General features: G+C 61.9%; 12 protein-coding genes. 9 read left to right on the plus strand and 3 right to left on the minus strand.

Going from position 1 to position 10715, the window contains the following annotated elements; translation table 11 throughout:
• A partial coding sequence (locus ACQY7U_RS07690; protein ID WP_428643284.1) for an FAD-dependent oxidoreductase occupies positions 1-1670 on the minus strand: 1670 nt, incomplete at its 3' end.
• A gap of 130 nt (positions 1671-1800) precedes the next feature.
• On the opposite strand from ACQY7U_RS07690, the gene ACQY7U_RS07695 reads away from it, so the two are divergent.
• Positions 1801-2427, plus strand: a complete 627-nt coding sequence (locus tag ACQY7U_RS07695) for a TetR family transcriptional regulator C-terminal domain-containing protein (RefSeq protein ID WP_428643285.1) — start codon at positions 1801-1803, stop codon at positions 2425-2427.
• A 124-nt stretch (positions 2428-2551) separates the two neighbouring features.
• Here ACQY7U_RS07695 and ACQY7U_RS07700 read toward each other — a convergent pair whose 3' ends face one another.
• On the minus strand, positions 2552-2878 hold the full coding sequence (locus ACQY7U_RS07700) for a hypothetical protein (RefSeq protein ID WP_428643286.1): 327 nt from the start codon (positions 2876-2878) through the stop codon (positions 2552-2554).
• A gap of 377 nt (positions 2879-3255) precedes the next feature.
• On the opposite strand from ACQY7U_RS07700, the gene ACQY7U_RS07705 reads away from it, so the two are divergent.
• On the plus strand, positions 3256-4230 hold the full coding sequence (locus tag ACQY7U_RS07705; protein WP_428643287.1) for a nuclear transport factor 2 family protein: 975 nt from the start codon (positions 3256-3258) through the stop codon (positions 4228-4230).
• A 186-nt stretch (positions 4231-4416) separates the two neighbouring features.
• Positions 4417-5244 carry a class I SAM-dependent methyltransferase gene (locus ACQY7U_RS07710; protein WP_428643288.1) on the plus strand — a complete coding sequence of 276 codons (828 nt, stop codon included), beginning with the start codon at positions 4417-4419 and terminating at the stop codon, positions 5242-5244.
• Positions 5245-5401: 157 nt separating this feature from the next.
• Here the strand turns inward: ACQY7U_RS07710 and ACQY7U_RS07715 are convergent, their stop codons facing one another.
• Positions 5402-5821, minus strand: a complete 420-nt coding sequence (locus ACQY7U_RS07715) for a DUF7282 domain-containing protein (RefSeq protein WP_428643289.1) — start codon at positions 5819-5821, stop codon at positions 5402-5404.
• Between the two features lie 200 nt (positions 5822-6021).
• Between ACQY7U_RS07715 and ACQY7U_RS07720 the strand changes: the two genes are divergently transcribed.
• From ACQY7U_RS07720 to ACQY7U_RS07745, 6 genes are all read left to right on the plus strand, one after another.
• The gene (locus ACQY7U_RS07720; protein WP_428643290.1) at positions 6022-6621 is read left to right on the plus strand and encodes a sigma-70 family RNA polymerase sigma factor; all 600 of its coding nucleotides are present in this window, start codon (positions 6022-6024) and stop codon (positions 6619-6621) included.
• An 8-nt stretch (positions 6622-6629) separates the two neighbouring features.
• Complete coding sequence (locus ACQY7U_RS07725) at positions 6630-7331, plus strand: anti-sigma factor (protein ID WP_428643291.1); 702 nt, start codon at positions 6630-6632, stop codon at positions 7329-7331.
• Positions 7332-7439: 108 nt separating this feature from the next.
• Complete coding sequence (locus tag ACQY7U_RS07730) at positions 7440-8597, plus strand: HupE/UreJ family protein (protein WP_428643292.1); 1158 nt, start codon at positions 7440-7442, stop codon at positions 8595-8597.
• Between the two features lie 153 nt (positions 8598-8750).
• Complete coding sequence (locus ACQY7U_RS07735) at positions 8751-9017, plus strand: hypothetical protein (RefSeq protein WP_428643294.1); 267 nt, start codon at positions 8751-8753, stop codon at positions 9015-9017.
• 79 nt (positions 9018-9096) lie between these two features.
• A complete protein-coding gene (locus tag ACQY7U_RS07740) occupies positions 9097-9906 on the plus strand; it encodes a DUF4198 domain-containing protein (RefSeq protein WP_428643295.1) in 810 nt (269 codons plus the stop codon).
• Between the two features lie 113 nt (positions 9907-10019).
• On the plus strand, positions 10020-10715 hold a 696-nt coding region (locus tag ACQY7U_RS07745; RefSeq protein WP_428643296.1), incomplete at its 3' end, for a phosphoribosylaminoimidazolesuccinocarboxamide synthase.

Genomic DNA, 10715 nt, shown 5'->3' on the forward strand with positions numbered 1-10715 from the left:
TGGGAATTTTCGCCCACCACCACCAGGAACCGGTCCTTGGCCAGCCGCGTCACGGTCAGGTCGGCCTCGAAACCGCCCTGCTCGTTGGTCCAGGCAGTATAGACCACACGGCCCGGGGCAACATCGACGTCGTTGCAGCTGATGCGATTGAGGAGAGCGCAGGCATCGCGCCCCTGCACCAGGAACTTGGACATGGAGGACATGTCCATCAGGATCACGTCTTCACGGGCCGCACGATGCTCTTCGGCGTGCCAGTCGAACCAGTTCTGGCGGCCCCAGCTGTATTTCTCCACCCGGGCCTGTTCAGGCGACGGCGCGAACCAGTCGGGAAGCTCCCAACCGTGGCTTTCGCTGAAACAGGCCCCTGCCGCCTTGAGACGGTCATAAAGAACCGACTGCTTGAGATTGCGCGCCGTCTTGAAGCCGTCGTTGGGAAAATGCGGACCGAAGCTCTTGGCCAGCAATTCCGGGGTCCGGGCCCGCCGGAAGGCCGGCGTATTATGGCTGCCGTCAGCAAAACGGTCGGCGTTGAAACTGGTGTGATCGACCGGGCAATGCCCATTGACGATCCAGTGGGCGAGCGCCATGCCGATTCCGGGACCGTTCAGGATGCCGAGCGAATTGAGCCCCGCCGCCACCCAGCAATTCTTCAACCCCGGCGCCTCGCCGACGAGCGGGGCAAGGTCGGGCGTGAAGCTCTCCGGCCCGCAGAAGAGCTTGCGCAGGCCCGCTTCGGAAGCAGAAGGAACTCTTCTGAAAGCCGCCTCCAGATGCGGCGTGACCCGGTCCCAGTCCGGATTGATCTCGCCGAAGGAGAAGCTCTCCGGAATGGCGTCGATATGCCAGGGCGCGGCATCGGGCTCGAACAGACCGACCAGCAACCCGCCGGTTTCCTCGCGAAAGTAAGCCCAGTTGTGCGGGTCCTCCACCAGCGGCAGATCGCGGCTGACACCCTCCATCGGCTCGGTAATGAGATAATAGTGCTCGGCAGCCTGCAGCGGCAGGTTCACCCCTGCGCGCGCGCCAATTTGCCGGGACCACATGCCCGCGCAGATCACCACGTGCTCGGCGGAAATATCCCCCTTGCTCGTACGCACGCCGACGGCACGGCCGTCCTTCGTCAGGATATCCGTGACACTGGTCTCCTCGATGATCCGGGCGCCGCCGCTGCGGGCGCCGCGGGCCAGAGCCATGGTGGTGTCCACCGGGTTGGTGCGCCCTTCGAGCGGATACCAGAACGCCGCGAGCGTGTTTGAGAAATCACCGATCGGAAAGCGCTCAGATGCCTCTGCCGGGGAAATCTCGTGCACCTCGATGCCGAAACGGTTCATGAAGGCCATGCCGCGGCGCATTTCCTCCACCCGTTCAAGCGTGTCTGCCGGCTGGATGTAGCCGACCTGGCGGAACCCGGTGGCCTGGCCGGTTTCCGCCTCCAGCCCGGCCAGGAAATTCCGGCCATAGGTGTAAAGCTCGCATTCCCACTCGCTGCCCAGAACCGCCGGAACGATTTCACCGGCCGCATGCCACGTGGTTCCGGAGGTCAGCCTGTCACGCTCCAGCACCACGACATCGCGCATGCCGAGCCTGGTCAGGTGATAGGCCAGATTGCTGCCGATCGATCCGCCGCCGATGATCACGGTCTGTGCGTGAGAAGGAAAAGTCTGGCTCATGTGAGGTTCCCGCGAAGGCTCCAATAGATGTTTCTGTGGAGGTTCAAACTGGCGGGAAGCTTAGGCTTGACCCGGCACCGAAATCAAGTCACTGATTGAAAGATCATTCAGTGAAAGCGTCAAGATCGATATGACGGAACCCAAAAAAAGGCCGCGCACGGCCCCGCCGGAAGTGCGCCGCAAACAGCTGATCGATGCCACGATCACCTGCATCGGCCGGGCCGGCATTTCCGGCACGACCCTCCCGGCCGTCACCAGGGAAGCGGGTCTGTCGCTCGGCATCGTCAATTTTCATTTCGAGAACAAGGACCGGCTCCTGGAGGAAACGCTGAAGTTTCTGGCTGAGGAACACCGTGCGATCTGGATGAAGGCACTTGCGCGGCCGGACCTTGGCCCCGCCGCCAAGCTGCGCGCAGTGGTCGAGGCCCAGTTTCACCCGCGCATCTGCAGCCGCAAGAAGCTGGCCGTCTGGTTTGCCTTCTTCGGCGAGGCGGGTCACCGCAAGTCCTATCGCGCCACCTCCTCGCATATCGACATGGAGCGGCAGGAGATCTGCGCGGACCTGTGCCGCCAGATCATGGAAGAGGGCGGATATACCGGTCTGGATGCGGAAGAGATCACGCTGACGCTGGAAAGCCTCTTCGACGGCTTCTGGCTCAACATGCTGATGTATCCCGCCAGGTTCTCGCGGGAGGCCGCGGCGGCTCAAACATTGAACTACCTGAAGACGGTGTTTCCGGGGGATTTCGGGGATTGATACCAACCCGGGGGAGCTGTCTCCAGACCTCCGGATTGATGGTTTCGCGTTTCGCGACCGCCTGCGATGCCGGGCCGAAGTTTGGGCCGGACATCAGGCAGGAACTCGGGCCCGTGACCAGACTCTAGAGCGCGCCTTCATTCGACAGGGACATGGGCTGCGAGGTGCTGCCATCCTGGTAGGCGACGCACTCCCAGGGCGCGTTCTGATCGCCAACGCCAACGATCACCTTGGTTCCCGCTTCCGAGAATTCGGAAGAAGAGACCGAAGCAACGGCATTGCCCGTTTCCGCCTTCACGGCCGCCAGACACGCCTGCTGGGCCGCAGCCTCGGCCGAGTTGCCCGGCGCCACCGGACTGCTGGGCGCGGATGAGGACCCGCCATCGGACTGACAGCCCGCGACCGAAAGCACAGCCCCCACAAGGGCTGCCAGGACAACCGGTTTCTTCATGCTTCTTCCCTCCCAAAGAACAGTCTTGCATCGGCCCGGGAGGCTTCCAGGTGAAATCGCTGCCGGACACCCTCCCGGCCGGTTCGAAGCCGAACAAAAACAACCTTACGTAAGCCTTGACCGGAAATCGAGCGATTTCAGAAAGACTTGCAAGACCCGCCCGGCAAGCCATGACTGACCGAAACGTGGCAGCTCCCCGCCACACAACCTAAAGCCGGAACTCCGGGGCAGCCAGCCGGATTCGCCTTCGGCACGATCGCGAGGGAAAGACAGTCTCTGCTTGTTGCACGCCCCGGAACGGCGCTATCGTGAAGTCTTGGCAAGCAATCAGGTGGCGGACCGGTCGTTCTGAGGGAACCCGGTCACGGTTTTATACGATGACCGATTTGATCCAACCTTCTGCAGAACTCGCAGCCGTCGTGGCACGCTGGGTCCGTGCGTATGGCAATGGCGACGGCGAGACCATAACCGACCTCCTTTCGGCGGATCAGGCGCTTTCCTATTTCGGGTCGGCCCACGACGAGATCTGGCGCGATGAAGCGCTACGGCTTGGACTGGCGGCCTATATCGGCGAGGTTCCGCGATTTGTGTGGAAACCGACGGACCTCAGGGGATTTGAATGCGGTTCGCTGGGGTGGGTCGAATGGCAAGGCGAGGTTCACGCGATCGATTCAGGCCAGATAGCCGCAATGCGGGCGACCGTGATCCTGAAGCTCGAAAAAGGCTTCTGGAGAATTACTCACGTGCATCATTCCATTCCGGTCAACAACACCGAAGCCCTTGGATATGAAGCCCGGGGATTCGAAGAGCTCGTCAAAGCCACCCTGTCCGCTCCGCACGATCTCGGCCAAAGCGGAATTGCCTCGATCATGTTCACCGATATTGCCGACAGCACGACGATCGCCGAGACGATTGGAGACACCCGCTGGACCGAAGCTGTCAGACGTCACCTGCGGCTGGTGGAAGCCGAAGTCACGAACGGGGGCGGACAGGTTGTGAAGTCTCTCGGAGATGGGGTGATGTCGTCCTTCTCGTCGGCCAAGGGCGCGCTTGCAACAGCGCGCGCCATTCAGCGCACCAATGCCGGCACAACCGACGAACCACATCTCCAGATCCGTATCGGACTGCACACAGGTGAGCTCATCACATCCGACAGCGACCACTTCGGCACCGTGGTCAACAAGGCTGCACGCATCGCGGCCCTTGCCGCACCCGGCGATATCCGGGTCTCGGATGCAACCCGGATCATGGTGGGCGGAACCTCCGATTTCCGCTTTGGCGATCGCGTAACCGTTCCGCTCAAAGGCCTGGAAGGAGATCATGTCATCTTCAAGCTGGAATGGAACGACTGAAAGCCAAAAGTGGCCCTCGTTCCACATGACCGTCAAGCTGCACTGCCGGCTGGTTTCGAACTTTCACGCGGCAACGCCCCGGCCTGGACCATCACCCGGGAACCGATCGCATTCGGCTTGCGGCAGGGTGGGCACGGTTCAAACGCGCTCATCTCATGATATCGTTCAACGGTCCAGGGAGGGCGCATGAAGGACACCGACGCATTCGAGAAAATGGAGCACGATGGCTGGACTGACCCTGCGACCGCGCAAGGTTACGCCGATGGTTTCGATTTAGCCACCAAACTGGTCGCGAAATGGCTTTCGGAGGAAGTCCTGGCGGGCCCGAACGTTGACGTGCTTGATCTGTGCACAGGGCACGGTGTTGTCGCTCGCGAACTCCTCGAACGACAGGCGAACGTCACCGGGCTCGACTTTTCCCCGGCGATGATTGCGCTCGCCCGCCAGGCTGCTCCCGGTGCAACCTTCGTTCAAGGCGATGCGATGGCAATGACGTTTGCCGACAACAGTTTTGACGCGGTAACGATTGGCTTCGGAGTGCCACATTTTCCAGACCCGGAGCAGGGATTGCGGGAAGTGGCCCGCGTGCTCAAGCCCGGGGGGCGGATTGCATTCTCGATATGGCGAGGCAAGGCCTCCAAAGGTGCATTCGGCTGGCTTTTCGACGCCATTGGCCGCCTTGGTGATCCTACGGTAACGCTACCGCCGGGACCGGACGCTCACCTGCTCGCAGATATCAACATCGCGGAACCAATGCTGGTGAAGACAGGTTTCACCGGCATCAAGCTGTCCGATGTCGCCAGTCAGCTGTGGGTGCAGGGTCCCGAGGCCCTGTTCAGCGCCTTTGACGAAGGGGCTGTCCGTGCCGCGGCGCTCCTGGGCGCCCAGTCCGAGGAAAGGCGCGAAGCGATCAGAGCAGATCTTGCGGCGCGCGTGTGGTCGGAGGGGACAAAAGTGGAAAGTGGTTTTCTGGTGCCCGCCCCGTCCGTCTTGTTGTCGGCTGTGAAAGTTTGAGAGCAGATGCCCCCATCCGGGCCGGAGATTGCGAGGAGCCGCCAGCGCCCTTCGTCCAGGGACCCGGCTCCCGGGTCCCTGGACGAACAGGCCGCCGACCGCACCGGCACTACAAGTGACGGCTGGTTTCGGTCAGAACGTGGTATCGCGTGCTTCGTTACCGTGCGGAAACGACGCTCATGACCAACTTGCCGTCCACCTTGACCGGCCCGTCTTCCTTGGCACCCAGGGAGTATTCAAAAATGCCGGTTTTCATTCCGCCGTCTTCGCCATGCAGCATGAGCATGAGCTTGTCGCCCTGCGCGACTTCCTCGGTCAGAATGGCGGTGACGTTCATGTTCTTGCCTTTCTTGAGAGGCGCGTGGCCTACCACGGGCCCCGGCTTCATGCCGTCCTCGGTGCGGTGAACGACCAGCCAGCCGTTGGCACCGGTCACGATTTCCTCGGCGGTCACGGTGCCGCCGGACAGGTCCTGATCGGAGGCCCTGACCATCAGTTCCGCATGCGCGGCCGCAAAAGCGGTGCCGGCCATCAGGCCGAGTGACAGGGCAACAGTAACGGCGTGTATGACTTTCATGGGACTGTTCCAATCCTTCAAATATCCAAATCATCGTTCTGCCTTTCGGCAGACACCAACCCTGTCCTCGCGACAGAGTTGCCATGAGCTACGGATGCACCGGCGGAAATGTTTCAAAAAAATTTCCAGGTGCAGGCAGCGCTCCGATCAGGGGCAATCGGGGCCGTTCGTTGACAGGCAGGTCGTTTCATACCAACCATATGCGACTTCAGATCCGCCGCATGGCCAATGCCGGTTTGTGTGACGCGACGACACGGGGCCCGATGAGCGATCCGATTGAAGCGCTGATAGAAAAGACGGCTTTCGGCAATCAGACTGCCTACAAGGAGCTGTACAGACGCACCGCGCCGAAACTTTTTGCGGTGTGCCTTCGTATATTGAACAACCGGTCCCAGGCCGAGGACGCGCTGCAGGAGGTTTTTGTCAAGATCTGGAAAACCGCCCGGCAATTTGACCGGGACCGCGCCAGAGGCATGACCTGGTTGATCGCGATTGCACGCAATCAGTCGATTGACGTCGTGCGGGCGCGCAAGCCTGCGCCCGTGTCGGTTGATGATGCGTCCGAAATCCCCGACGACCTTCCCTCGCCGGAAAGTCAGGCGATCACTTCGGACGACACCCGGAAGCTGAAAGGCTGTCTGGAAGAACTGAGCACGCAACACGGAATTGCCGTGCAGAAAACCTATTTGAGCGGTTGGACCTACCAGGAGGCCGCCGAGGAGCTGAAAGTTCCCCTCAACACCGTGAAGACCTGGATTCGCCGGAGCCTGTTGGCTCTAAGAGACTGCATGAACCGATGAACGGCACGTTGAGCAAATCGCAGAGATGGCTGGCAGCCGAGTATGCGCTCGGCGTCCTGGAAAACGACGACCTTCGGGAGGCCGGCCGGCTCTTAGACGAGAGCGACGCGTTCCGCAGGGAAGTCGAGATCTGGCAGGACCAGCTGACCCGGATGAACGACGACCTGCCGGACGAGACACCACCGCCGCACGTCTGGATGTCGATCGAGAACCGCCTGTTCGGCGCGGAGCTGCGGCGGTCCGCAGGCCTCTGGCAGAATCTGCCGTTCTGGCGGGGCTTCAGTTTCCTGTCCGCGTCGGCGGCAGCTCTCGCGATCGGCCTGCTTGTAGCCGATCTCCGGCAGGTGGCCGGACCGGACACCCTCAAGGACGGCCCGCTTGTCGCTACCCTGACCGAAACCGGTGCGGCACCGGCGTTCATCGCGCGCATTGATCCCGGCGGGCGGCAGCTCGTCATCCGCGTGGCCACCCAGCCGGGCGGTCAGGACAATCGCGTGCCGGAACTCTGGCTGATCCCGGGCGACGGCGTTCCCCGGTCCCTGGGTGTACTGCAGCTCGACGCCGCCGCGCCGGTCGAGATCGCGCCGGCTTATCGCGACCTGATCGAGACGGGAGCGGCACTTGCCGTCAGCCTGGAGCCGCCCGGCGGCTCTCCGAGCGGCGCGCCCACAGGACCGGTGATCGCTTCGGGGCAACTTCAGCGGCTATAGCAGCGAGGCAGAAGCGCCCCGGCATTCCGCCCTGCCTAATTTGAAACAATTATCCAGCCCGGGCCGTAACTCCGAGGGAGACATCCCCTTGAATACGGATCCCGGACCATGTTTGAGACAAAGATCTACCGGAACAGCTGCAAGATACCCGGCTTGCTCATCCTCTGGCTACTGGCCATCGCATGGCCGGCCCTGCAGGCGCAGGCGCACGAATTGCGCCCGGCGATCGTCAGCGCCCACGCAGGCACGGACGGCACTTTCCGCGTCGAGATCTCTTTCAACTTCGAAGCCTATGCCGCGGGGATCGGGGCCGAACACAAGGATACGGGAGAGTCCGCGAACTCAGGTCTTTACGATGAATTGCGCGCCTTGGAACCGGCCGCCCTTGAAAGGCGCGGTACGGCGGCACTCGCCAGGCTGTCCGAAGACTATCTGTTCGAGGCCGACGGCGTTCCGATCGCATTACGATTGACCGGCATCCGGATACCGGCGACCGGCGATACCGGCCTGGCTCGGATCAGCAAGGCCGGGCTTGCCGGTCAATTGCCACCGGCCGCGAAAACGCTGAAGCTGACGCCCCCGCCGGAAGCGGGGCAGCTTGTCTTCAGGCTGTTTGAAGCTGGTGAGGACAAACCGGCCTACGCAAAACTGCTGCCGGAAGGCCAGCGCGAAGTCGAGGTCGCACTGAGCGGGCCGGAAGCACAACCCGTCTGGCAGACTTTTGCGGATTACCTTCGGCTCGGATTTCAGCACATCGTCCCGAAAGGTCTGGACCACATCCTGTTTATCGTCGGCCTGTTCCTGCTGGCGGCAAGGCTCCGGCCGCTCCTGTGGCAGGTGACCAGTTTTACGCTTGCCCACAGTGTCACCCTGTTCCTTGGTATCGCCGGCATCATCAGCGTGCCGGGCTACATTGTGGAGCCGCTGATCGCGGCATCAATCATCTATGTCGCAGTCGAGAACCTGATGACCAGCAGGCTGCATGTCTGGCGCCCCTTCGTGATCTTTTCCTTCGGCTTGCTGCATGGGCTGGGCTTTTCCGGCGTACTGGCTGAAATCGGCCTTCCTGAGGGCCAGTTTGCCGCCGCCCTTATTGCCTTCAACGTCGGCGTGGAGATCGGACAGATCACCGTACTGGGCGCTTGCTTCCTGGCCGTCGGATACTGGTTCCATGCCCGCTCCTGGTACCGGTCAGCAGTGACCGTGCCCGGCTCGCTCGTTGTCGCGGCCACGGGCACCTTCTGGTTTCTGGAGAGAACGCTTTAGGCCTGCAAGGCACTCTCAAGCCGTTGAATTCATTGATTCCGACCGAGTGCAAAAAAGTGTTGAACGGATTTGAAACAATTTCGCCCCGCCCCCCGTAACTACACATGTCCCAACACGATGGAGGAAATGATGAACAGTTACCGGAAATCAGTCTTGTCCGCGGCATCCGCCGGCGCATTGCTGCTCGCGGCCACTTGCGGCGTTTTTGCAAAGGCTCATGACAACGGCATTGCCGACGGCTCGCCAAGCGGCAACCCGAGTGTTGGCGGCCAGACGGCCGGCCAGGGCGGCAATGCGGTTGCGGACGGACAGCGCGACGGCGCGCGCGGCGCGGCGGCTTCCGCGGCCGGCAGCGACAACAACGGCGGCAAGGGCAACAGTGACGGCGACGGCGGTCCTGCCGGAGCTGGCGGGAGCTGAGCCTCTCGACTGCTGACGGGTTCGCAGCCGGCCCTTCCGGGGACCGGCTGTGCCCCTTTTAAACGAAAGGTGCACCACCATGAAACCGCCGCTCCTGAAAATGTTCGCCTTCCTGCTCGGCCTGGGCGTCCCGGTGACGCTTCCCCTGGCTGGCGCCACGGCACATGAATACTGGATATCCCTTGAACGCGGGCAATTGCAGGCCGGCGAACCGATAGTTGCCGACCTGAAAGTCGGTGAACATCTTTCGGGAACAGCCTACCCCTACCTCGGCGACCGGTATGTGTCCTTCCGCATCCAAAACGCTGACGGACAGGCCGCCGTCGAGAGTTTCGAAGGCGACTTGCCGGCCGTGCGACAGGCATCCCTTGATCGCGGGCTCAATATTGTCGCCCAGCAGACGATTGCTTTCCGTTTGACCTATGACGATCCGGAGACCTTTCGCGCTTATCTCGCCTACGAGGGCCTCGATCACATATTGGCCGAACACGAGAAACGCGGCCTGGCACAAACGGGCTTCTCCGAGCGGTACACCCGTTACGCAAAGGCGCTTGTTCAGGTCGGACCGGCCAGTACTCGGGACGCCGACCGTTTTACGGGACTACCCTTCGAGGTTGTCGCGATCGACAACCCCTACACGGGGCGCGACAAGGTCCGCGTGCAACTGCTTTGGCAGGGCAAGCCTTTGGGCAATGCGCAGATCAACGTCTTTCACGCCCCGAGCCGCGAAGCAAAAACCGAAGTTCGCACCGATGCCGAAGGCCGGGCGGAAATCCCGTTGCAGGGCGACGGCGAATATCTGCTCAATGCGGTTCACATGCTTCCCGTGGAGGGCGCACCGCCGGTGGCCTGGGAAAGCCATTGGGCCTCCCTGTCTTTCCGTCTATGAACAAGCCCTTGAAAGTTGCCCGCCACCGGCAAACCACCCCCACGACATCCCGCCCGTTTTGTGCTAGCTCACGCGGACCGATTTGATCCCTCGCTCAGAAGGTGCAGACGACCTTGCCGAACCGCGTTCTCGACCATGCTCGCATCCCGGAACTTCCCAATCCCTATTTCGGGAAGGTACGGGACTGTTATGACCTGCCGGACAACCGGCGCATCCTGATCACCACGGACCGGATTTCGGCCTTCGACCGCATCCTGGCAGCGATCCCGTTCAAGGGGCAGGTGCTGACGCAGATGGCACGGTTCTGGTTCGAGAACACGGACGACATCTGCCCGAACCATGTGCTCGACTATCCCGATCCCAATGTTGTCATCGGCAAGAAGCTGGAGATCCTGCCCGTCGAGATCGTCGTGCGCGGCTATCTGGCCGGAACGACCAGCACGTCCATCCTGACGCGCTACAAGAAGGGTGAGCGGGTCATGTACGGACACGAATTCCCCGACGGACTGCGCGACAATGCCAAGCTTGCCGAGCCGATCATCACGCCGACCACCAAGGCCTTCGACGGCGGCCACGACGAGCCGCTGACGGCGGACGAGATCCTCTCGCGCGGCCTTCTCTCCCAAGAGCAGTGGCAGACGGTTTCGACAGCAGCGCTCGCGCTCTTCAAGCGCGGCCAGGAAATGGTCGCCAGACAGGGCTTCATCCTGGTGGACACGAAATACGAATTCGGCATCGACGCCGACGGCACCATTCTGCTGGCCGACGAGATCCATACGCCTGACAGTTCCAGATTCTGGCTGGCGGAC

It is taken from the genome of Roseibium sp., from assembly GCF_050301095.1.
Classification (GTDB): Bacteria; Pseudomonadota; Alphaproteobacteria; order Rhizobiales; family Stappiaceae; genus Roseibium.

What these genes read in the sequence shown, in the direction of transcription:
- ACQY7U_RS07695 (WP_428643285.1), top strand. Translation starts at nt 1,801, where the DNA reads ATGACGGAACCCAAAAAAAGGCCGCGCACGGCCCCGCCGGAAGTGCGC.
- ACQY7U_RS07700 (WP_428643286.1), bottom strand. Translation starts at nt 2,878, where the DNA reads ATGAAGAAACCGGTTGTCCTGGCAGCCCTTGTGGGGGCTGTGCTTTCG.
- ACQY7U_RS07705 (WP_428643287.1), top strand. Translation starts at nt 3,256, where the DNA reads ATGACCGATTTGATCCAACCTTCTGCAGAACTCGCAGCCGTCGTGGCA.
- ACQY7U_RS07710 (WP_428643288.1), top strand. Translation starts at nt 4,417, where the DNA reads ATGAAGGACACCGACGCATTCGAGAAAATGGAGCACGATGGCTGGACT.
- ACQY7U_RS07715 (WP_428643289.1), bottom strand. Translation starts at nt 5,821, where the DNA reads ATGAAAGTCATACACGCCGTTACTGTTGCCCTGTCACTCGGCCTGATG.
- ACQY7U_RS07720 (WP_428643290.1), top strand. Translation starts at nt 6,022, where the DNA reads ATGCGACTTCAGATCCGCCGCATGGCCAATGCCGGTTTGTGTGACGCG.
- ACQY7U_RS07730 (WP_428643292.1), top strand. Translation starts at nt 7,440, where the DNA reads ATGTTTGAGACAAAGATCTACCGGAACAGCTGCAAGATACCCGGCTTG.
- ACQY7U_RS07740 (WP_428643295.1), top strand. Translation starts at nt 9,097, where the DNA reads ATGAAACCGCCGCTCCTGAAAATGTTCGCCTTCCTGCTCGGCCTGGGC.